A 21,459-nucleotide genomic window follows, 5' to 3' on the forward strand; every position below is an offset into this window, starting at 1 on the left:
GCGCGGCGGACCCGGAGTGACGACGGCAGGGACAGTCGGCGGGGTGGAGGCGCGAACGGCAATGGCCGGGTTGAACCAGCCCGGCCATCACGCCGTCCCGACACCAGCCCGGTGTCACACCGTCCGGGCGCCCTGAACCTCGCCGACGCGCGCCCTCGCGGAGCCCCACGACTCCAGCGCAGCGCGCACGTCCGCACGCCGTTCCGATGCCACAGCGGACCGGTAGGCCTCCTCGATGACGTCGTCGATCAGGACCCGCTGCCCCGACGTCGCCGACTGCACCGCGGCCTCCACCATCGCGAGGCTCAGCACGTTCGAGTGCACCTCACCCGACGGCACCTCACCGCTGCGCAATGACGCGACGAACTCCGCGAGCGCACCGGCGATCTCCTCGTCGTGCGAGGCCGGAGCAGGCGACGCCGAAGCGCCGTCGGGCACCAGCGCGGAGACCGGCGCGCCGTCCCCGTCCCACGCAGCGGAACCGCCGGCTCCGTTGACGCGCCACGCACCGTTCCATGACGTCTCCAGCCCGTCGGCACACCAGCTGCCGGTGTACACGTAGCGCGTGCCGCCGCTCATGGTGAACACCGCCGTGGCCGCGGCATTCCCGCGGTACCAGCTCCACGACGGGTTGAACTCCTCGCAGTACACCGACACCGGGTCCTGGTCGAGGAGGAACCGCACGGCGTCGAACGGGTGGATGGCCATGTCGACCAGCAGCACGTGCGCCATCTCCTCGCGGAACCCACCGAAGTGCGGCGCCTTGAAGAACTCGGTGGTCACCACGCCGACGTCGCCCAGCCCGCCGGTGATCGCCTTCAGCTCCGTCAGTCCCCGGAAGTACCGGCGCGACTGGCTGATCATGAGCAGCTGCCCGGAGACCTCGGCGGCAGCGGCCAGCGACAGCCCCTCGGCGACGGTCGGCGCCACCGGCTTCTCGCACAGCACCGGCAGCCCGGCGAACATCGCCTCGACGTTCACGGAATGGTGCGCCGCCGGCACGGTCACGTTCACGACGGCGTGTGCGCCCGTCGCGAGCGCCACCTCCGACACGCTCGTGCCCAGCACCACGTCCAGCCCGAACTCCTCCACCGCGGACTGCGCGGTCTCGAGGTTGAGGTCCACGAGCCCGACCAGTTCGACGTCGTCGTTGGCCTGCAGCGTGCGGATCCATGCCCTGCCCATGCCGCCCGCGCCCACCTGCAGGATGCGCAGCGGCCCGGTGATATCGAGGGTCGCGAAGGTGATCACGTGCTCATCGCCCCCTGGTAGTCGTGGCCCGTGTAGAAGTCCTCGGTCTCGTAGCGCAGCAGCACCGGGTCGGTGCGCTCCGGGCGCAGTGTCTTCGCCCATTCGACGCCGTTGGCGATGACCCTGCGGACGTCCTTGTGGTGGTACACCGGATAGTCCTGGTCGCCGGGGCTGAAGAAGAAGATCTTCCCGAAGCCGCGCTTGAAGGTGCAGCCGCTGCGGAACACCTCGCCGCCGCTGAAGGTGCTGAGGAAGATCAGCTCGTCGGGCGCGGGGATGTCGAAGTACTCGCCGTACATCTCCTGCTCCGGAATGATGAACGGGTGCGGCACGCCCTGGGCGATCGGGTGTGCGGGGTTGACCGTCCACACGATCTCGCGGTCACGCTCGGAGCGCCACCGCAGCGTGCAGGACGTCCCCATAAGCTTCCCGAAGATCTTGGACCAGTGCCCGGAGTGCAGCACCAGCAGGCCCATGCCCGCCAGGACGTGGCGGTGGACGCGCTCGACGACGTCGTCCGACACCTCGGCATGGGCCGCGTGGCCCCACCACACGAGCACGTCGGTGGACTGCAGCACCTCCTCGGTGAGGCCGTGCTCGGGGTCGTCGAGGGTTGCGGTACGGACCTGGGCGCGCTCCCCCAAATTCTCCTCGATGCCCTCGCGGATGGTGGTGTGCATGCCCTCGGGATAGATCGCGCGGACCTCGGGCTGGACCTGCTCGTGGCGGTTCTCGCCCCAGACGAGGACCCGCACGGCTTGTGGGTTGGTCATGGTGTTCCTAACTGTCGGGTGAAGCGTTACTTGACGGCACCGCCGGTGGCACCGGCGGCGATGAACTTCTGGGCCAGGATCAGCAGTGCGATCGCGGGCAGGGAGGACAGGACGGCGGTTGCCATGACGGCGCTCCAGTTGGACACCTGCGTGCCCAGGTACTGGTAGATGCCGAGGGTGACCGGCCGCACCTCGTCCGTGGTGGTGAGGGTCAGGGCGAACAGGAAGTCGCTCCAGGAGAACAGGAACGCGAACAGGCCCGCGGTGATCAGCGAGTTGCGGCTGATCGGCAGCACGATCGACACGAAGGCACGCACCAGGCCCGCGCCGTCGACCCTCGCCGCCTCCACGATCGAGGTGGGGATCGCGATCATGAACGCCCGCATGATGAGGATGACGAACGGGATGGCGTGGGTCGCATCCGCGAGGATCAGCCCGGGGATGCTGTTGAGCAGCCCGAGGTCGTTGTACGCCGCGTAGAGCGCATTCGCGATGACGATCCCGGGAATCATCTGTGAGATCAGGATGGCCAGCAGGGCGATGTTCACCCAGCGGAAGCGGAACTGGGCGAGCGCATAGGCCGCCGGCGCCGCGACCAGCAGACTGAACACCACGGTGCCCAGCGAGATGATCAGGCTCGTCACCAGGTTTGTCCCCTGCTCCGAGATGGCCCGGGCGTACCCGTCGAAGCTCGGGTTCCAGGGGAAGAAACTGGCGTTGAGCGTATTGCCGGAGGGCTGCAGCGACGCGTTCACCATCCAGTAGACGGGGAACAGCATGACGGCGAGGAACACGATGCCCAGCGCGGTGTAGCCGGCGGAGCGCGTCCGCTGCCTGCCCGCCCGGTGCTGCGCCGGAACGGAGAGGGCCGGAGCTTCAAGAGTGGTCATGTCTCTCCCCTACTCGTCGACCGCGCGCCGGTTGGCGCGGAGGTAGATGACGGCGAACACGAGCGAGATCAGGATCAGGATGTTGCTGAAAGCAGCACCCACGCCGAACTCGAAGTTGATGAACGATTCCTGGTACGAGCGGATGGACAGCGTCTGCGTCGCGTTCGCCGGCCCGCCGTTGGTCAGGCCCAGGATGATGTCCAGCACCTTGATGGTGTAGACGACGCCGAGCACGAGCACCACGCTGATGACCGGCTTGAGGTTGGGCAGCGTGATGTTCCAGAACGCCTTCCAGCCGGTCGCGCCGTCGAGCGCACCCGCCTCGTACAACTCGTCCGGGATGTCCTGCAGGCCCCCGTAGATGATGGTCACGTTGAACGGGATGCCCACCCAGATATTGACCAGGACGACGGCGATGAGCGCCACCGACGGGCTGGTCAGCCACGGCACGGCGTCGAGCCCGAAGGTTCCGAGGAACCGGTTGAGGATCCCCGAGTCCTGGTCGAGGATCGACCGCCACGTGGCGCTGGACACGATCAGCGGCAGCAGCCATGGCAGCAGGAGCATCGAACGCAGGAAGTTGCTCAGCGGGAAGCGCCGCTTGAAGAAGCACGCCAGCGCCAACCCGAGAACGAACTGCCCCGCGATGGACCCGACGGTGAACAGCGCCGTATTGATCATCGAGGGCCAGAACAGGCTGCTGTTCAGGACCGCCTCGTAGTTGGCCAGCCCCACCCAGGGCGCCTCGCCCGTGAAGAAGGTCTTCGTGGTGTAGGCCTGGAAGCTCATGGTGACGTTCTTGACCACGGGATAGCCGAAGAACAGCAGGAGGTAGAGCGCCGCCGGCGCGACGAACAGGAGCCGGACCACCCCTTCGCGGGTGAGCCGCTTCCGTGTGCGGACCGGGGGCAGCGCGGCCGGGGTGGGATCCGTCGTCGTCGCGGCTGGAAGTGCCACCGGGGACGCCGCCGGCGTCGTTTCTGATACTCGCTGGGGAGCCATGCCCGCGCTATCCCGCCGAGGCCTGTTCGAACGCTTCCTCTGCGGAGGCCTTGCCGGTCAGTGCGAGCTGGACGGCGTTGTAGATGACCGTCGCGGCTTCGGGCCACTGCTCGCCGAGCTGGCCCGTGCGTGAGCGGGCGTTCGCGACCTGCTCGGTGAAGGACTCCATTTCCGGAACCCGGGTGACGTATTCCTCGGCGAGGGTAGTCTTCGTCGGAACGGTGTAGCGCGCCTCGGCGAGTGCGAGCTGGTTCTCGTCGTCGCTGATGCACTGGACGAACTCGGCGGCCTTGGCCTGCTTCGCGTCATCTCCGGTGACCGGAACGGTCCACACTTCGCCGCCGAGCGGGGCGATCGACGTCTGGCCCTGCTCGTTGACCGGGATCTGCACGGAGTCCCACGCCAGGTCGGGGTTCTCCTGCAGAGCGGGGATCTGCCAGGGACCGTTGACCATCATGGCGGCCTTGCCTGCCGCGAACTGGTCCTTCACGTCCGCCTGCGACCAGTTGATGACCGAGCTCGACGCCGACCCGCTGTCCACGAGCTCCTTCCAGAGCGCGAGGCCCTCGGCAACCTCCGGGCTCGTCAGGTCGGTCTCGTCGCCACCGTTCGACCACATGAACGGCAGGAACTGCCAGCTGCCCTCGTACGTGGCGATGCCCGAGAACGCGAGGCCGTACGTCTCGCCCTGCGTGAGCTTCGCGGCCGCGGCCTTCAGCTCGTCCCACGTCGTGGGCGGTTCGACGCCGGCGGCCGCCAGCAGCTCCGTGTTGTAGAAGATGCCGAGGGTGTTGGCCGTGGGTGCTAGCCCGTAGACGTCGCCCTCGTACGTCGCTGCCTCGAGCATGCCCTCGGCGAAACCCGACGTATCGATGTCGTACTCGCTCAGCGGTGACAGTCCGCCGGTCGCCGCGATCTCCTGCACGTCAGGGTTGTCGATCATGAGGACGTCGGGAAGGGTCTTCGACGAGGCCCGCTGCAGCACCTTCTGGATGAGGTCCTTGCCCGGGACGGTCTCGCGCTCGATGGTGACGCCGAGCTCGGTGGCGCAGCGGTCGATCGCCTCCTGCACGAGCGTCTTGTCGGGTTCGTTGTTGTAGTAGTCGACGACGGTGAGGGACTCGACGTCGCCCCCTGCTGCGCTTCCGCCACCGCCCCCGCCACATGCGGTGAGGGTGAGGGGTGCGAGGACTGCCATCGCGGTGAGGCCGGTCATTCTGCGCTTCATGGGGGGCTCCTTTGCCTGGTGAACTGATGAACAGGTGAACTGGTGACGGTGGACGAGCTGTCAGGGCGTGCCGTGGTGCCGGGGGCCGTGCGCCTGGGCGCGGGCCCGGGCAGGCGTTCGGACCCGGAGGTGGTCGCGGAAGAACCGTTCGGCCGGGCCTTCAGCGACGGTGCAGGGGTCGAAGGGGCGGGGCGCCGCCGTTCGGTCTCCGGACTGTGCTGCCTGGACGGACGGCCATCCGAGGAGGGACGCCGTGGGCGATTGCGGCACGGGCCACCTCCTTCCTCGTCGAATGGATGTCCTCTGCGTAACGAACCGGTAAAACGCTTAACCTGACCGTGGGAAGGAGTCTGCCCGGTATCGCTCGGGCTTGTCAAGGGTGCATCTAAACGCTTTACTTCATCGGAAGGGCTGACGATGTACGAGGCGCAGGACCACGCGCCGCTTCCACGCCGAGAAGGGTTTCCATGGCCACAATGCAGGACGTCGCGCGACTGGCCAACGTATCGATCGCCACCGTCTCGTTCACCATCAACAACACCAAACCGGTCGCCCCCGCCACCCGTGCCAAGGTGGAGGCAGCGATGAACGAGCTCGGTTTCCGCCGGAACATCGTCGGCCGCGCCCTCGCGGGCAAACGCACGCGGATCATCGCCCTGCTGTTTCCCGCGTTGCAGCATTCCTTCAGCGGAACCGTCGTGCAGTTCTTCACCAGTGCGGCCGCCGCGGCGCAGGAGCTCGGCTACAACCTGGTCATGTGGCCGATCAGCAACGACGCCGGCCAGACCACGGAGCTGACCTCGAGCGGCCTGGTCGACGGAGTCGTCCTCATGGAGGTCCAGTTCGACGATCCGCGCGTCGGGGAGCTCGAGAAGTCCGGCACGCCGTTCGTTCTCATCGGGCGCACCCGAGACCCGCGATCCCTGACGTACGTGGACATCGATTTCGAGGGGACGCTCGTCCTGGCCGTCCGCCACCTCGTGGGGCTCGGGCACACCCGGATCGCCCTGCTCGACGACTCCGTGGGCAGCCGCGACCTCCGGACCTTCGGCCCCGTCAGCCGGTCGCGGGACAGCTTCGACGCCGAGATGCACCGCCTCGGCCACGAACCGGCCGCCCTCACCTGCGAGGCGAGCCCCAAGGCCGGCACGGCAGCCGCGCACGAACTCCTGCGCTCCTTCCCCGACACCACCGCCGTGATCGTCCAGAACGAGCTGGCCGCCACCGGCTTCGTCAGCGGACTACGGCACCAGGGCATCGACGTCCCCGGAGATATGTCCGTCCTGTCCGTCGGTTCCTCCGCGGAGATGGCGGCGATGGCCGATCCCGAACTCACGGTCATGGCTTCCCCCAGCACCGAGCTGGGCCGCATGGGCGTCGAGGCCCTGATCGATCAACTGGAAGGCCGCGCCTCGGGGTTGCGGCAGGAACTGGTCATGTGCAGGCTCGAGGAAGGACGGTCGACGGGCCCGCGGCGCGACCGGGCACGTGAATAAAAGTCATCCGGCGAAGCCTCGTGCCCGGAGGGCGGACGCTCCGATAAAATCAGGGTGCTGTCGTCATCAGCCCTGACACCCCCGGGATCGCCAGGGCGAGGATTCGCTCCTGGTTGCCGCCCCACGGGTGGTGCATCCGCGGTCGTGATGGACGGCAGGCAGCTGCCTGAACCCCACGAAGGAGACCGTCATTACCCCCCGGAACCGCACCAATGCCCGACTGCGCACCACCCTCGCCCTGCTGGCCGACCACCAGGCTTCCGGCACGTCCGTCTCCCCCAGCGAACTGATGGCGCAGGCCGTTGCAGACACCCCCTTCGACGCCAAGGAATCCGAACTCCTCGCGGGCGGCGTGCCGCGCGGCTATAAGGCGCTGACGACGGCGACGTCGAAGCTCGTGAAGGCCGGCTGGCTTGTCAAGGGCCGCGGCGGCTGGACCGCCACCGAGGAGGGCGTCCGCGCGGTGAACGCGTTCGCGGACCCGGACTCCTTCGTCAACGCCATGCTCAGCGGCGCGCCGATCCCCGAGCAGCCCGTGGAGGCTCCCGCGCACGCGCCGCAGTCGCCCGAGCAGCTGGGCGAGGAGGCGCAGGCCGTGCAGGCGGAAGCTCCCCTCGCCGAGGACCCGACACCTCCGGACGTCACACCGACCCTCGAGGTATCCGCCGAGGAAGCGTTGGCGGGCACCGGAGCGCCTGCCGATACTCCGGCTGACACCGAGGCACCCGCTCCTGCTGCCACCGCCGGTGACGCCTGGCACGACCAGCCGCAGTCCGTCGCGCTCTCCGGCGACTTCGACCCGCTGTTCGGCGAGGCGGGCCACTGGTCCACCGACGTCCGCGAGCTCCAGCTCTCCTACGACCCGGCGGGGAACGCCTGGAAGCAGACGCTTCGCCTCCCGGCCGGCACGTACCAGTACAAGATCGTCGTCAACGGCTCCTGGGATGAGAACTACGGCCGCTTCGGTGTGCGGGACGGCGAGAACCACGAGCTGCACCTGCTCTCGGACACCGCCGTGACCTTCCGGTTCGACTACGGCACGAAGGACATCGAGACCTCCTAGGCCTTCTGGTCCGGACGGCTCCGTCCGCTGCCCGCCCGGCAGCAGGCGGGGCCGCCGTCGCTTCCGGCCCTGCCGCCGTCGTCCCGCGCATCGACACCCGGAGTGCGCGCTGCCGCACACAGGAGGCCTCGCCGCCCGCGTTCGGAGGCACCACAGCAGCCTTTCCGCAGCTTTGACCAAAGAGCCGTCCTGAACAGGACAACCACCACGGACAGCACGCAGGATGGAGCAGAGCAGCCGGAACGAGGAAAGAGACGAGGGAAGAGCAGGACAATGGGGTCGATGGATCGGGAGTGGTATCACGAGGACCGCGGCACGCGGGCCGGCGGCGTGCGCAGGTCACCGTCGGGCAGGGTTCCCCAGTGGTCGATGGACGAGGCCCTCGGCCGGCCGACCCCTCCCCCTGTCTGGCGTGCCGCTCCGATGACGACCACGACGACACGTCGGCGCCGCCTGAGCGCTCGTACGCGGCTACGGCTCGGCACCGCGGCGGTCCTCGCGCTCGTCGCTGTCCTGTACCTCACGCCGTCGCTGTTCGACCGGTTCGTCCTGCCCGTCGCCCTTCCGCACATCCCCGGCGCCGATGTGCCGCCACGCGGGGTCGGCGCCCATGACGCCCCTCTCGGCACCCCTCCGCGCGCGCCGGCGTCGACGGCCTACGCCCTCCTGGAATCGCCGGTCGAGTCGCAGGAGTGGGTCGCCTACGACCCCTGCCGGCCGGTGCACTACGTGGTACGGCCCGACGGCGCACCCGCCGGAACGGAGGGCCTGATCCAGGAGGCGGTCGCCGAGGTCTCCGCCGCCACCGGACTGCAGTTCGTCGACGACGGTACGACGACGGAGGCGCCCACCGAGAAGCGTGACCTGTACCAGCCGGAGCTGTACGGGGAAACGTGGGTGCCGGTGCTCATCACCTGGACGAGCCCGGCCGAGATCCCGGGCCTCGCGGGGGACGTGGCCGGACTGGGTGGCAGCGACTACGCCCAGACGCCGGGAAAGCCGCTCGTCTACGTGGGCGGACAGGTGCAGCTCGACGCGCCGGACGCCGTCGAGACCCTCCGGGTTCCGGGCGGACGCGCCTACCTGAAGGCGACCATCATGCATGAGCTGGCGCACGTCGTCGGGCTCGATCACGTCGAGGACCCCAACGAACTGATGTACCACGAGAACGTCGGCCGGGTCTCGTTCGGCGAAGGCGACCGCGCCGGCCTGGCGCGGCTGGGAGCGGGCCCCTGCGTGCCGGAGCTCTGAGAGCAGGGCACCGCAGGACTCTCGTGACGCCGGACCCAGCGCCCGGGAACGCCGAAGGGCTGCCGGCTGGTTCTGCCGGCAGCCCTTCTGCGTCCTTGGATCAGCCGAGCACGGCGTTCGCGATGAACAGGAGCGGGATGGAACCGGCCCACACCGCCGTCGTGATACCCGACCAGCCGCGGAGCGCCGCAGTGCCCTCGAGGCCGGCGAAACGCGTCACGACCCAGAAGTAAGAATCGTTGAAGTAGCTGAACACCATGGACCCGGCGGTGCACGCCATCGCGGCCACGATCGGGTCGATGCCGAGCGACCCGACGAGCGGAGCCGTCACCGAGGCGGCCGTGATCATGGCGACCGTTCCGGAGCCCTGGGCGATGCGGACGAGGGTCGCGATCAGGAAGGGAACGAGGAAGGCGGGTAGGGGTGTTGCGGCGATGGCTTCGGCGAGCGCGTCGCCGACGCCGGAGCTTCGCAGCACCTGCCCCAGGGCACCGCCTGCACCTGTGATCAGCAGGATCAGACCTGCGGACGCTGCTGCGTCCGCGAACCAGCCCTGCACCTTCGTGCGTGGAGTCCAGCGCGGCAGCAGCGTGTACACCGCGAGGATGACGCCGATGACGAGGGCGACCACCGGATTCCCGACGAACGCGAGCGGAACGGCCCATGCGGACGGCTCGTACTCCCCGGTTCCGACGACGCCCTGGTTGCTCTGGTCGATCGCTCCACTCACCGTGTTGAGGATGATGAGCAACAGCGGAACGAGCAGGGGCAGGGACGCGACGAATGCCCCGACCCGATGGGGCTTCGCGCCCGGGGGCGGAGTACCGAGGTCCACCGACGGGTCGGCCGGCAGCTCATTGCCGTCGGAGGTGGTACCGGAGGTGATGCCGTCGGGCACGTGCGCTCCGCCGTCGTCGTGCCCGGCGACTGACGTCGAATCGCCGACCGCCGTGCGGTCCGCGAGCGCCGTCCCGGTGGACCCGCGCACTCCCGCACCAGCCGTTCCGTAGACGGTCTCGCGCACCGTCCCGGACATCGTCGGTTCGATCTTCGGTCCGATCCACTTCGCGTAGAACACCACGACGGGCAGCAGGATGACCGTGAAGATCAGACCGGTGAGGATCAGGGCGCCCAGGTCGGCGCCGAGGATGCCTGCGACGGCGAGGGGACCGGGTGTGGGTGGCACGAGGTGGTGGGTCAGGGTCATGCCGCAGCCCAGTGCGAGCGCGAGCGTGATGTACCCGGCGCGCTTGACCCGGGCGATGGAGCGCGCCAAGGGATTCATGATGACGTAGCCGGAGTCGCAGAAGACGGGAATGGACACCAGGGCGCCGACACTGCCCAGGGCCCAGGGCTCCCGCCCCTTGCCGAAGAGCCGGAGAAACGCGAGGGCGAGGGCATTTGCAGCGCCGGAGACCTCCAGGATCTTGCCGATGCCGACCCCGAGGCCGATCACGATACCGATGGATGCGAGCGTGTTGCCGAATCCCGTGGTGATGGACGAGACGATGTCCAGAGGAGCCTGCCCTGCGACGATGCCCGTGACGAGCGCGGCGATCAGGAGGGCGACGAACGCGTCGAGGCGCGTTTTCAGCACCAGGACGATGATGGTGGCGATCCCCAGTACCAACGCCAGAAGAAGTTGTATATCCACGATGACGTACTCCTTGATGGGACGCTGGGCGGGCCTCGTTGCCCGTCCAGGTGGGTCGCACGGCCCCATCGGACGCATTGACGGGCACTGTGCTGGATGTCACACTAGCACCGGCAGTATGACGTCTGACAGGGCTATTTCGACGAAGGTGTTGATGCGGATGGTCGGAGCGCTGGTGCCTCCCGCGCCAATGGCTCACGCCGACGTCGACGGCCCGCTCCGGGTGTCGCTGCCATGAGCAGGAAGCCGCTCGCGCAGACCGTGTTCGAGGACCTCCTCGAGCAGATCGTCCAGGGCGACTACGCCCCGAACGAAGCACTGCCCGCTGAGGGACACCTTGCCGCTGCCGCGGACGTGAGCCGCCTGACGGTCCGCGAAGCCCTGAAGAAGCTGCAGGCCCAGAACATCGTGAAGGTGAAGCGGGGCCTCGGGACGTACGTCAATCCGACGGCCCAGTGGACCGACCTCGAGGCGATCCTCCGGGTTGCGGCCGCCAACGCCGACACCCCCGACGTCTCGCTCCGCCTGCTCGAGATCCGGCGCATGGTGGAGACCGGCGCGGCCGAACTGGCAGCGCTCCACGCGACGGACGAGGACCTCGACCACATGCAGGATGCCATCCGGGACCTGGAGCTGGCCCACGCCGCCGAGGACCTCGACGCCGTCACGGCGGCGGACCTCGCGTTCCACGACGCCGTGTTCCGCGCCTCCGCCAACCCCTTCCTCCCGGTGGTCCTCGGACCCCTCGGCCAGCTCCTGTACTCGATGCGCCGTGAGACGTCGTCGTTCCGGGAAGTGCAGGTCCACGCCATCGAGCACCACCGGCTCGTCCTCGAGGCCATCCGCACCCGGGATCCCCTGCGGTCACGGCAGGCGATGGAAGCCCACATCGACCAGACCTACGGCGACTACGAACATTTCATCCACCGCACCACCCCGAGGAGACCGGAATGACCGACGCAGCAGAATTCCCGACCGACCGCACCGCAGTCCTGACCGGCGCCGCCTCCGCGCGCGGCATCGGGCGCGCGACGGCGGACCGCCTCGCCCGCAAGGGCTGGGCCGTCGCCATCCTCGACATCGACGGGCCCGCGGCAGAGGAAGCCGCGGCAGACATCGCCGGCCGGCACGGAGTGCAGGCGATCGGCGTCGGGACGGACGTGTCCGACGAGGCCTCCGTCGACGCGGCGATCAGTCGCGTCGAGGCCGAGCTGCCGCCGATCGTGGCCCTCGGGAACCTCGCCGGCATCAGCTCGCCGACGGAGTTCATGCAGGAGACCAAGGAGGCGTGGGAGCGTGTCTTCGCCGTCAACATGACGGGCACCTTCCTCGTCACCCAGCGCGTGCTGCGCGGCATGATCGAGCGGAAGCTCGGACGGGTGGTCAGCGTCTCCTCGATCTCGGCCCAGCGAGGCGGCGGCACCTATTCCAAGGTCGCCTACAGCGCCTCGAAGGCCGGCATCATCGGATTCACCCGGGCGGTAGCCCGCGAGATGGGCGAGCACAACATCACCGTCAACTGCGTGGCTCCCGGTCCGGTCGACACCGACATCATGGGCGGCACGCTGACGGAGGAACGCAAGCGCGACATGTCGCGGGACATCCTCGTGGGACGCGTGGGCACCGTGAGCGAGATCGCGGCTCTCATCGCCTTCCTCGTGGGGCCGGACGCCGGCTACATCACAGCCGCTACCTACGACATCAACGGTGGGTTGCAGGTCTCCTGAGTGCGTGTCAATGCTGCGTCTCGCGTGGGTGGCCGGACGTTTGTCGCGACGCCGAAAGCACGTAGATTTACCCAATGAGCAATGACGCCGCTTCCACGATCCTCCTGCCCTTCGACCCCGACGGAGGAGACGACCAGACCGCGGAGTCACTCGAGGCGCTGATCGCACAGGTCGAGGGCGAGGTAGCGGAGCTGCAGTTCACGCGCTTCACCAATGACGACGCCGTGGCTCTCGGTCAGCTGCTCGTCCAGCTGGGCGTGAGCCGCAACCTGCCGATCGCCATCAGCATCTGCAAGCCGAACCACATCCTCTTCCGCGCCGCGCTCGACGGTGCGACGCCGGACAACGACTACTGGCTGGACGCGAAGAGCCGGACGGCCGCGCGCTACTTCGTGCCGTCGCTGCTCGTCGGCCTGAAGGCACGCCGCAACGGTGGTCGGGCGGAGGACAACCCGATGTTCGACACGGCGACCCACGCCGCCCACGGCGGTTCGTTCCCGCTCTACATCCGGGGCGTGGGGCCGGTGGCCACGGTGACGGTGTCGGGGCTGCCGCAGCTCGAGGACCACCGGCTCGTGGTCGAGGCACTGCGGACGTTCCACGCCGCCGACGGGCTGTAGCCGGAGGTCACCGCCGGACAACGTCGCGCCGACGACGTCGCCGCCGGACAACGTCGCGTCCGACGCGTCGTACGCCGTCGCGTCGACGCCGTCACACGAGGCATCCGCGCGGCCTTCGCCCGCGACAGCGGATGTCCGCTATCAGACGCGTCGCTGGGCCTGCAGCGGGAACTGGGACCGCGCGTCCCGCACCGCGTCGAGCGGCAGGTCCACCGTCAGGAGGTCCTCCCCCGCACCGCACCTGCCGATGACCTCCCCGAGCGGCCCTGCCACCACGCTCCGGCCGATGGAGACCGGCTCGGCCTGCGACACCGCGACGACGATCACGCCGTTGTCGAGGGCCCTCGCCCTGGTGAGGAGGTCCCACTGGTCCGCCTTGCCCGCGCCCGGCACCCACGACGACGGGGCGAGGACCACCTGCGCGCCCGCGTCGCGCAGCGACTGCGCGACCCCGGGGAAGCGGAGGTCGTAGCACGTGAGCAGGCCGAACACGGTGCCGTCGCGCCTGAAGGTGACCGGCGCGACGTCGGGCGCGGGTTTGATATGGCCGGACTCGTGGAAGCCCCGGCTGTCGAAGAGGTGGATCTTGCGGTAGGCGGCGACGAGGTCGCCCCCGTCGTCGAGCGCGACGATCGTGTTGTAGGCGCGGTCGGGCTCGTCGGAGGTCTCGACGATTCCGGCGACGACCGTGACGCCGTGCCGCCGGGCCATGCCCGCCAGGGCCTGCACGACGCTGCCGTCGAGCGGCTGGGCCGCAGCGACGAAGGAACCGTCGACCCGGCTCTTCTCGTACGTCGCGTACTCCGGAAACACGACGAGCCGCGAGCCAGCAGCCGACGCCGCTGCGGCGACGGCGTCCATCCGGGCGAGGCTCACAGGGGTGTCCGTGCCGGACGCCAGCTGGCCGAGGGTTACGCGCATGCCTCCTATCAGACAGCCTCCTTCTCCACGGACGCCAGCTCGGGTGGGGCCTCGCGGAACCCGCGCGTGATCACGGCGAGGACCACGATGCCGATCGCGAGCCAGCTGAGACCGAGCGTGATGGCGGTGGGGTCGAGCTGCGTCAGCAGGAACGCATCCACCAGCGCACCCACCGCGGGGATCACGACGTAGGACACCGGGTTGAGCCGCCGTCCAGTCCGCTTCTCGCGCAGGTAGTACACGATGACCGCGACGTTGACCAGGGTGAACGCGGTGAAGGCGCCGAAGTTGATGAAGGACGTGGAGGTGGCGACGTCCAGGAAGACGGCCACGAGTCCCACCACGCCCGTGATGACGATATTCGTCACCGGGGTGCGGAAACGGGCATGCAGGAACCCGAACACTTTCGGCGGCAGCACGGCGTCGCGCCCCATCGCGTAGAGCAGGCGCGAGGCGCTCGCCTGCGCTGCGAGACCCGAGGCGAACTGCGCGACGACGAGGCCCGCGAGGAAGACGGCGCCGAAGAGCTGGCCGCCGATCTGCAGGGCGATGTCCGACGCGAGGGACGCCGAGTCCTCGAAGGTGCCCCCGGGCCGAACCAGCTGGGTCACGTAGGACACCAAGACGAAGATGGCGCCGCCGATCAGCGCGATCAGCATGATGGCCCGCGGCATGGTCTTCCGGGGCTCGACCGTCTCCTCGGTGAGCGTGGTGACGGCGTCGAACCCGAGGAAGGAATAGGCGGCGATGGCCGCGCCGGCCGCGATCGTGCCGAGGTTCGCCGTCGGGTTGATGAAGGGCTCGGAACTCACGAGCGCACCGGCACCGGCCGTGCTCACGAGGGTGCCGATCGTCAGTGCCACGAAGATCGCGATCACCAGCAGCTGGAACGCCATGAGGAGGTAGTTGGCCTTCTCGGCGACCTTGATGCCGACGATGTTGAGCACGGTGGTCACCACCACGAAGGCGAGGATCCACACCCCGATCGGCGTACCGGGGAACTGGGCCGAGAGGTAGGACCCGCCGATCAGCCAGATGACCATGGGCAGGAAGAGGTAGTCCAGGAGGACTGCCCACCCGACGAGAAACCCGACGCGGGCCTCGATGGTCCGCCGCACGTACGTATAGGCCGATCCGGCCACCGGGAACGCGACGGCCATACGTCCGTAACTGTGAGCGGTGAAGAGCATCGCGACGAGCGCGAGGAGGTAGGCGGACGGCGATGCACCGCCGGTCGCCTCGGCGATGACACCGAAGATCGCGAGGACGATCAGGGGCGTGAGGTACGCGAGCCCGAACAGGACGAGCGAGGGCAGCCGGAGCGTGCGGGTGAGCTGGGACGGTTGCTGCATTGCTAGTCCTGACGTGCGGTGGACGCAGGCGTCCACGTGGCGGGGTCGATGCGGCCCGAGTACATGGGCAGCTCGATCGGGGTTTCGTGGGCGCGGAACTGGGACCACATGCGGTTCAACCCGGCAGTGCCGTGCGTGCGCACGTGGTCGACGCGCGGCAGGTCGAGCGTGGCCACCATGACGGCCGGGCCGTCGTCCTCGATCGCTTCGAGGACGGCACCCTCGGGGTCCACGATGATGCTCTGGCCACGCCCGGTGGGGCCGGCGCAGTTGACGCTGACGATGAACACCTGGTTCACGATGGCATTGGCACGGGCGAGGACGAGCTCGTGCTCGCGGTCCTCCGTGGTGGTCTTGACGACGTTGAGGATGACGTCGGCCCCGAGCCAGGCCAGCTGGCGGGTCACCTCGGGGAACCACGCGTCGTAGCAGATCGACAGGCCCGCGCGGCCGTATCCCTCGAGGTCGACGGTGACGAAGGCGTCCCCCGGGTCGTAGGGCTCGAACGGTCGCCACGGGAAGATCTTGCGGTAGCTCGCCGCTAGCTCGCCCTGCGGCGACAGGACGAGTGAGGTGTTGAACAGCCGCCCTTCGGGGCCGCGCTCACAGATGCTGCCGGGAACGAGCCAGACCCCGAGATCGCCGGCGAGCTGGGCGAGTTCGCGGACGAGGGGGCCGTCGAGGGGCTGCGCGGCGTCCTGCAGTGCCTCGGTGCGCTGCTGGTCCGGGTAGCCGTCGCCGAACAGGTGTAGCTCCGGGTAGACCACGAGGCGGCTCTCGGGATGTGCTGCGATGGCGTCGGAGACCTGTCCGGCGAAGACCGACGACGGCTCACCGATGGCGAGCGGTTCGGACTGGATCGCAAGGAGCGGAAGGGGCTGGGTCATGGGGTGCCTTGGCTAGGGTGACGGGGCTCACGCTATATTAGCTCAGGTTGAACTAATATCAAGGCCAGGGTGCTACGTCGGGGGGAAGCAATGGATGATGTGTCGGCCCAGGGGCCGCGTACGGCAGCGAGGGACCTGCCGCCGCATGGGCGGCGCAGCGCGATCGACGCCGTCCGCGCCCGCATCGCGACGTCCATCTCCCTCGGACTCCTGCAGCCCGGCGAGCGACTGCCCGACCAGGCAGACCTGGCACTCGGGCTCTCGGTGAGCTCCATGACCGCGAGGCGGGCGATGGCGAGCCTCGCCGAGGAAGGCATCGTGGTGCGGCGCCGGGGGCGCGACGGCGGAACCTTCGTGGCAGCGGAACCTCCGGCCGCGGCCCTCGAGAGGTTGTCACTCGGCGCGACGGACGCGGCCCTGGTCCACGAGCTCGTCGACCAGCGCCTGCTGGCCGAATGCGCCGTCACCCACTTCGCCGCCGTTCGCGCCACGAGCGACGAGCTCGGGGCGCTCGAGGCCCTGACCCGCCGAATGGCCTCGGCCACGGACTGGTCGGAGTACCACCAGGCCGACGACGAGTTCCACCGCTCGGTAGCGGCGGCATCGCATCTCGGCGCCGCCGTCGACGTGCATGCGGCGATCCTGGCGGAACTGTATGGGCACTTCGTCCCCTACCCCATCGAGGCGCTGCACCGGGCGAACGAGGACCACATCGCTCTGGTCCACGCACTGCGGAAGCGCGACGTCACCGGAGCGGTGGCCATCGCGCACGCCCATGTGGACAGTCTGCATTCGACGATGTTCATGGAGCTTGCACGGCGGACGTGACCAACGTCGGCGTGAGGGCCTGCCTGCAGCTCCTAGAAGGAGCGCGCGTTCGCCAGGACGGGGAGCTTGCCGCGGGCATCGTCGATCTCCGCGGTGTCAATGTCGACGAAGGCCAGCTCCGGTGCGGGCCCCAGTTCGGCGATGACCCGGCCGAGCGGCGACACCACGGCACTGTGCCCCACGCCGGTGGGTGCCGACCCGGCCAGCTGCATGCCGCTGCTGGCCGGATCGGCCTGACCGCAGGCGACGACGAACGTGGTGCTGTCCAGGGCCCGCGCCCGCGCCAGCAACGACCACTGCTCCACCTTGCCCTCGCCCGCGCCCCAGGAAGCACAGACGATGTTCACCTGGGCGCCCTTTCCGGCATTGGCCGCGAAGAGGGCGGGGAAGCGGATGTCGTAGCAGGTCGCGAGGCCGACCGTGGCGCCCTCGAGCGCGAAAGTGACCGCCTGCGTGCCCGGCTCCACGCTGTCCGACTCGCGGTACCCGAAGGCATCGAACAGGTGCACCTTGTCGTAGCTGGTGTCGACGCCCGGACCGACGGCGAGCAGTGTGTTCCGCACGCGCCCCTCGCTGCCCGGCGTGAACATCCCGGCCACGATCACGATTCCCGAACCGACGGCAATCTCTCGGACGCGTGACGCCCACGGCCCGTCGAGCGGCTCGACGACGGCAGAGAGGTCGTTGCCGAAAGCGCACATCGTCGCCTCGGGGAACACGACGAGGTCGGCTCCACCGGCGGAGGCCTCCCGGGTGAGGCGCTCGACCTGCTCCAGGTTCTCACTGGGATCGGAACCGCTGGTCATCTGGGCGATGGCAACACGCATCGGTCTCTCCTTTTCGTTGTATACCTAATGTATGGCAAGAACTAGTGGCGGCGCCGTCTCCGGCCGCGAGAAGGCATACGCCTACCTGCGCGAGAACGTCCTGACGGACGGGTCCATGCAGGGCCAGTTCCTGAACGAGCAGGAACTCGCGGAGCGGATCGGGGTATCCCGGACGCCGGTGCGCGAGGCGTTCCTCCTCCTGGTGGCCGATGGCCTCGTCGAGCTGATCCCCCAGCGCGGGGCCTACATACCGATCGTGACCGCTCGGCAGGTCTCCGATCTCATGGACCTCCGGGGAGTTCTCGAGAGCCATGCCGCACGCGTGTCCATCGCGGCCGGAACTCCGCCCATCGACAGCATGCAGGACATCCTGAGCCAGCAGGCTGCCCTGCCGGACCCACTGGTCGCGGACTCGGTGAAGGAGTTCATCCGGCTGGACGCCCTCTTCCACCAGGCGCTGGTCGACGCCGCCGGCAATGAGCTGATGTCGCAGACCTACCGCAAGCTGCAGGTCCGGCAGGTCCTCGTGGGCGTGGAAGCCCTGATCAGGGTCGAGGGACGGCGGCAGCAGGTGTGCGGCGAGCACCAGGACATCATCGACGCCCTGGCGAGCGGCGATGCCGAAGCCGCGATCAGCCGCCACCTCGCCGTGACGCGCAGCATCCTGCTCCGGGCCTAGCAGCGGCCCGGAGCAGGATGCGGATCCCAGGGTCAGACCTTCGACCCTTCGAGCATCAGCCGGTATTCGTCGTCCTCCGTGGCATGCGGGTCGCGCCCGAGCGAGAGCCCGATCAGGGTGACCACCCCGGCGACCGCGACGTACACGGCTACCGGAACCCAGCTGTCGAAGTTGCTCAGCAGCACGGTGAACATCAGGGGTGCGATAGCACCACCGATGACACCGGCGAAGGTGTAGGCGAGTGAGCTGCCCGTCGCGCGGAGGCGCGGTGAGAACTGCTCCACGATGAAGGCGGCCTGCGGCCCGTACATGAAGGAGTGGGAAGCCAGCCCGAGCACGATGCCGATGATCAGCAGGAACTGGTTGTCGCCGTCGAGCAGTGCGAAGAAGATAAACGTCCACAGCGCTCCGAGGACGGCGGCGATACCGTACACCAGCCTGCGGTTGATGCGGTCCGAGACCGCCCCCGCCAGCGGGATCAGGAAGAGCTGGCAGCCCGAGCCGATCAGCACCGCGGTGAGCACCTGGTTCCGCTCGAACCCGAGTACCTGGATGCCGTAGGTCAGCGTGAAGACCGTGAACAGCGCGTACAGCACATCCGGACCGACGCGGGACAGGATGGCGGCGATCAGCGGACGCAGTTCGTTGCGGAACACCTCCTTGATCGGCGCAGCCGGTCGCTCGCCGTGCGCTTCGATCGCCTTGAAGATCGGGGTGTCCTCGAGCCGCAGCCGGATCCACAGGCCGAAGCCCACGAGGAGTGCCGACGCCAGGAAGGCGATCCGCCAGCCGAAGTCGAGGAACTGCTCCTCCGAGAGCAGGACGGTGAGGAGGGCGAGCGCGCCGTTGGCCATCAGGTTGCCGGCAGGAGGACCCACCTGCGCGGCCGATGCCCAGAATCCGCGCTTCTGGGGATCGCCGTACTCACTGGAGAGCAGGACGGCCCCGCCCCATTCCCCGCCGACGCCGACGCCCTGGGCGAAGCGCAGCATCACCAGGATGATCGGGGCGGCGATACCGATGGACGAATATCCCGGCAGGACGCCGATCAGCACCGTGGCGATTCCGATGATCATCAGCGTGATGACGAGGATCTTCTTCCGCCCGATCCTGTCCCCGAGACGCCCGAAAATGATCCCGCCCACGGGCCGGGAGATGTACCCGATGGCGTACGTGGAGAAGGCGAGGATGGTTCCGGTCAGTGGATCGGACGCGGGGAAGAAGATGATCGGGAAGACGACTGCCGCTGCCGCGGAGTAGACGGCGAAGTCGTACCACTCGAGGGCGGTGCCGGTGAGGCTCGCCGCAAAGGCCTTGTAGAGGCCGGGTGGACGAGGGGGCGTGTCGGCGCCGGGCGCGCGGACACCGGACGGACCAGGGTTGTGTGCCATCGAAATTCTCCAGACTGAAGGTGATTCCCGCCACACCGGCGTTACATGTATACATTACGCATACATGTTGTAGATTGGCGACCACTTCGGTTTCCGGAATGTAAAAGCTTCACGCCACCACAGGAGGACGACCCATGACGACCCTTACCTTCGAACTGCCGGACGGCACACAGCAGGACGTCGAGGTGACCCGGCTGCTCAATGCGGGCTACGCCGGCCGCGAGCAGGACGAGGTCCAGGCGCACATCGCGGAGCTGGCCGAGCTCGGCGTGCCCGGCCCATCGACGACCCCCGCCCTGTACCCCGTGTCGCCCTACCTGGCTCAGCAGACCGGCGCGGTCAGCGTGCAGCATGCGAAAACCTCCGGCGAGGCCGAATGGGCCCTCGTGATCACCGGGGAGGGTGTCCTCCTGACCGTTGCGTGCGATCACACCGACAGGGCGCTGGAAGTGCACGGCGTGGCCTGGAGCAAGAACGCCAGCCCGGACGTCCTCGGGCGCCAGGCCTGGCGGCTCGACGACATCCGGGACCACCTCGACGCCATCACACTCCGCGCCTGGGTGCGCTCGGACAGCGGCGAGGAGCTCATCCAGGACAGCACGCTCGGTGCCCTGCTGTCCCCTGACTACTGGCTCGACGTCCTCGCCGGGATGGGCCTCGCCGAAGCCGGTACCGTGCTGATCTCGGGAACCGTCCCCATGATCCACGGTGTCAACCAGTTCGCCTCGGGGTGGCGCGTCGAGATGGCCGATCCGGTGACCGGACAAGCCATCGGCGTGGAGTACGAGGTCATGCCGATGCCGGCGCCCATCGGCTAGCAACCGCACACCGGACGGTCCGCAGCCCCGGCTGATGCAGGTCTGCCGGGGCGGCGCCCCAGAAGGACGCCGCCCCTACTGGGCGGCAGCCCTACAGTGCCGCGTCGATCGCCGCCGCAATGGGCGTCTCGCCACTGTTGAACTGGATCGTCCTGTCCACGGTGCCGAGGTTCCCGAGCACGACGGCGGCAACGTGCGCCACATCCTCGCGCGCGACGGAGTCCCGCTGGGGCGAGTCCGACACCTCGATCTTCCCGGTGCCCGGGTCGGTGGTCAGCGCGCCCGGACCGAGGATCGTCCACGCGAGCTCCGAGTTCCGCAGGTGCTCGTCCGCCGCCGCCTTGGCCTCGGCGTAGTGATAGAAACCGTTGTCCTCGGGCACCCCGTGGTCCTTCCGGGCACCGAGGTAGGACACCATGACATAGCGCCCGACCGATGTCTCCTGAGCGGCGTCCATCGAACGGATCGCAGCGTCGCGGTCGACGGCATAGGTGGCCTCGGGACTGCTGCCACCCGCGCCGGCGGACCACACGACGGCGTCGTGCCCGCGGAAGACGTCCGCCATCTGTGCGACGGACAGCTCCGAGACGTCGGCCACGACCGCCGTGGCGCCGGCCTGCTCGACGTCGGCAACGTGGTCCTGGTTGCGGAAGATCGAGCTCACCTGGTGGCCCTGGCTGGTGAGGATCTTCGTGAGGTGCAGGGCTACTTTTCCGTGCCCACCGATGATGGCTACGCGTGACATGGGAACTCTCCTGGCTGGTGATGGTGGCGTGGATGCCTTGGTTCCGACGCTAGTAC

Annotated in this window: 22 protein-coding genes; 9 read left to right on the forward strand and 13 right to left on the reverse strand. The window is 68.6% G+C overall.

What is annotated here, in order from left to right:
* Positions 1-114 precede the first annotated feature (114 nt).
* The 6 genes from FDK12_RS07900 to FDK12_RS07925 are packed head-to-tail and all read right to left on the reverse strand — an operon-like array spanning position 115 to position 5,414.
* The gene (locus FDK12_RS07900) at positions 115-1,251 is read right to left on the reverse strand and encodes a Gfo/Idh/MocA family oxidoreductase (protein WP_317616722.1); all 1,137 of its coding nucleotides are present in this window, start codon (positions 1,249-1,251) and stop codon (positions 115-117) included.
* A complete protein-coding gene (locus FDK12_RS07905) occupies positions 1,248-2,024 on the reverse strand; it encodes a ThuA domain-containing protein (RefSeq protein ID WP_137369065.1) in 777 nt (258 codons plus the stop codon). Before FDK12_RS07905 ends, FDK12_RS07900 begins: the two co-directional genes overlap by 4 nt.
* Before the next feature lie 26 nt (positions 2,025-2,050).
* Positions 2,051-2,914 (reverse strand): carbohydrate ABC transporter permease, encoded by an 864-nt coding sequence (locus FDK12_RS07910; RefSeq protein WP_137369066.1) that lies wholly within the window; start codon positions 2,912-2,914, stop codon positions 2,051-2,053.
* 9 nt (positions 2,915-2,923) lie between these two features.
* Positions 2,924-3,916, reverse strand: a complete 993-nt coding sequence (locus FDK12_RS07915; RefSeq protein WP_137369067.1) for a carbohydrate ABC transporter permease — start codon at positions 3,914-3,916, stop codon at positions 2,924-2,926.
* A gap of 7 nt (positions 3,917-3,923) precedes the next feature.
* Positions 3,924-5,144 carry an extracellular solute-binding protein gene (locus tag FDK12_RS07920; protein ID WP_137369068.1) on the reverse strand — a complete coding sequence of 407 codons (1,221 nt, stop codon included), beginning with the start codon at positions 5,142-5,144 and terminating at the stop codon, positions 3,924-3,926.
* Between the two features lie 60 nt (positions 5,145-5,204).
* Positions 5,205-5,414: a hypothetical protein gene (locus FDK12_RS07925; protein ID WP_137369069.1), complete on the reverse strand. Its 210-nt coding sequence runs from the start codon at positions 5,412-5,414 to the stop codon at positions 5,205-5,207.
* 197 nt (positions 5,415-5,611) lie between these two features.
* On the opposite strand from FDK12_RS07925, the gene FDK12_RS07930 reads away from it, so the two are divergent.
* The 3 genes from FDK12_RS07930 (at position 5,612) to FDK12_RS07940 (ending at position 8,954) form a co-directional block, all read left to right on the forward strand.
* Positions 5,612-6,640 carry a LacI family DNA-binding transcriptional regulator gene (locus FDK12_RS07930; protein ID WP_137369070.1) on the forward strand — a complete coding sequence of 343 codons (1,029 nt, stop codon included), beginning with the start codon at positions 5,612-5,614 and terminating at the stop codon, positions 6,638-6,640.
* A gap of 289 nt (positions 6,641-6,929) precedes the next feature.
* A complete protein-coding gene (locus FDK12_RS07935) occupies positions 6,930-7,703 on the forward strand; it encodes a glycosidase (protein ID WP_137369071.1) in 774 nt (257 codons plus the stop codon).
* A 282-nt stretch (positions 7,704-7,985) separates the two neighbouring features.
* Entirely contained in the window at positions 7,986-8,954 is a 969-nt protein-coding gene (locus FDK12_RS07940; protein ID WP_137369072.1) for a matrixin family metalloprotease, read from the forward strand.
* A gap of 100 nt (positions 8,955-9,054) precedes the next feature.
* Here FDK12_RS07940 and FDK12_RS07945 read toward each other — a convergent pair whose 3' ends face one another.
* Entirely contained in the window at positions 9,055-10,608 is a 1,554-nt protein-coding gene (locus tag FDK12_RS07945; RefSeq protein WP_223263165.1) for a GntP family permease, read from the reverse strand.
* Between the two features lie 234 nt (positions 10,609-10,842).
* Here FDK12_RS07945 and FDK12_RS07950 point away from each other — a divergent pair, with 234 nt between their 5' ends.
* The 3 genes from FDK12_RS07950 to FDK12_RS07960 all read left to right on the forward strand — a co-directional run bounded on the left by FDK12_RS07950 (position 10,843) and on the right by FDK12_RS07960 (position 12,955).
* A complete protein-coding gene (locus FDK12_RS07950; RefSeq protein ID WP_137369073.1) occupies positions 10,843-11,562 on the forward strand; it encodes a FadR/GntR family transcriptional regulator in 720 nt (239 codons plus the stop codon).
* Positions 11,559-12,335: an SDR family NAD(P)-dependent oxidoreductase gene (locus FDK12_RS07955; protein ID WP_137369074.1), complete on the forward strand. Its 777-nt coding sequence runs from the start codon at positions 11,559-11,561 to the stop codon at positions 12,333-12,335. Before FDK12_RS07950 ends, FDK12_RS07955 begins: the two co-directional genes overlap by 4 nt.
* Positions 12,336-12,409: 74 nt before the next feature.
* Positions 12,410-12,955 carry a heme-degrading domain-containing protein gene (locus tag FDK12_RS07960; RefSeq protein WP_137369075.1) on the forward strand — a complete coding sequence of 182 codons (546 nt, stop codon included), beginning with the start codon at positions 12,410-12,412 and terminating at the stop codon, positions 12,953-12,955.
* Positions 12,956-13,096: 141 nt separating this feature from the next.
* On the opposite strand, the gene FDK12_RS07965 is transcribed toward FDK12_RS07960, so the two are convergent.
* Genes FDK12_RS07965 through FDK12_RS07975 form a run of 3 tightly spaced genes read right to left on the reverse strand, consistent with a single transcriptional unit; the run spans position 13,097 to position 16,115 of the window.
* Positions 13,097-13,876, reverse strand: coding sequence for a nitrilase-related carbon-nitrogen hydrolase (locus FDK12_RS07965; protein WP_137369076.1), 780 nt, complete (start codon positions 13,874-13,876; stop codon positions 13,097-13,099).
* A gap of 8 nt (positions 13,877-13,884) precedes the next feature.
* Complete coding sequence (locus FDK12_RS07970) at positions 13,885-15,228, reverse strand: APC family permease (protein ID WP_137369077.1); 1,344 nt, start codon at positions 15,226-15,228, stop codon at positions 13,885-13,887.
* A 2-nt stretch (positions 15,229-15,230) separates the two neighbouring features.
* Positions 15,231-16,115: a carbon-nitrogen hydrolase family protein gene (locus FDK12_RS07975; RefSeq protein WP_137369078.1), complete on the reverse strand. Its 885-nt coding sequence runs from the start codon at positions 16,113-16,115 to the stop codon at positions 15,231-15,233.
* A gap of 90 nt (positions 16,116-16,205) precedes the next feature.
* On the opposite strand from FDK12_RS07975, the gene FDK12_RS07980 reads away from it, so the two are divergent.
* Positions 16,206-16,943 carry a FadR/GntR family transcriptional regulator gene (locus FDK12_RS07980; RefSeq protein WP_137369079.1) on the forward strand — a complete coding sequence of 246 codons (738 nt, stop codon included), beginning with the start codon at positions 16,206-16,208 and terminating at the stop codon, positions 16,941-16,943.
* Between the two features lie 32 nt (positions 16,944-16,975).
* On the opposite strand, the gene FDK12_RS07985 is transcribed toward FDK12_RS07980, so the two are convergent.
* Positions 16,976-17,770 (reverse strand): carbon-nitrogen hydrolase family protein, encoded by a 795-nt coding sequence (locus tag FDK12_RS07985; protein ID WP_137369080.1) that lies wholly within the window; start codon positions 17,768-17,770, stop codon positions 16,976-16,978.
* 31 nt (positions 17,771-17,801) lie between these two features.
* Here FDK12_RS07985 and FDK12_RS07990 point away from each other — a divergent pair, with 31 nt between their 5' ends.
* Positions 17,802-18,449, forward strand: a complete 648-nt coding sequence (locus FDK12_RS07990; RefSeq protein WP_137369081.1) for a GntR family transcriptional regulator — start codon at positions 17,802-17,804, stop codon at positions 18,447-18,449.
* Positions 18,450-18,481: 32 nt separating this feature from the next.
* Here the strand turns inward: FDK12_RS07990 and FDK12_RS07995 are convergent, their stop codons facing one another.
* Positions 18,482-19,840: an MFS transporter gene (locus FDK12_RS07995; RefSeq protein WP_137369082.1), complete on the reverse strand. Its 1,359-nt coding sequence runs from the start codon at positions 19,838-19,840 to the stop codon at positions 18,482-18,484.
* 134 nt (positions 19,841-19,974) lie between these two features.
* Between FDK12_RS07995 and FDK12_RS08000 the strand changes: the two genes are divergently transcribed.
* Positions 19,975-20,658: a DUF2848 domain-containing protein gene (locus tag FDK12_RS08000; RefSeq protein ID WP_137369083.1), complete on the forward strand. Its 684-nt coding sequence runs from the start codon at positions 19,975-19,977 to the stop codon at positions 20,656-20,658.
* Between the two features lie 91 nt (positions 20,659-20,749).
* Here the strand turns inward: FDK12_RS08000 and FDK12_RS08005 are convergent, their stop codons facing one another.
* Positions 20,750-21,403: an SDR family oxidoreductase gene (locus FDK12_RS08005; RefSeq protein WP_137369084.1), complete on the reverse strand. Its 654-nt coding sequence runs from the start codon at positions 21,401-21,403 to the stop codon at positions 20,750-20,752.
* Between the last annotated feature and the right edge of the window lie 56 nt (positions 21,404-21,459).

It is taken from the genome of Arthrobacter sp. NamB2, from assembly GCF_005281365.1.
In the GTDB taxonomy this organism is placed as follows: domain Bacteria; phylum Actinomycetota; class Actinomycetes; order Actinomycetales; family Micrococcaceae; genus Arthrobacter_D.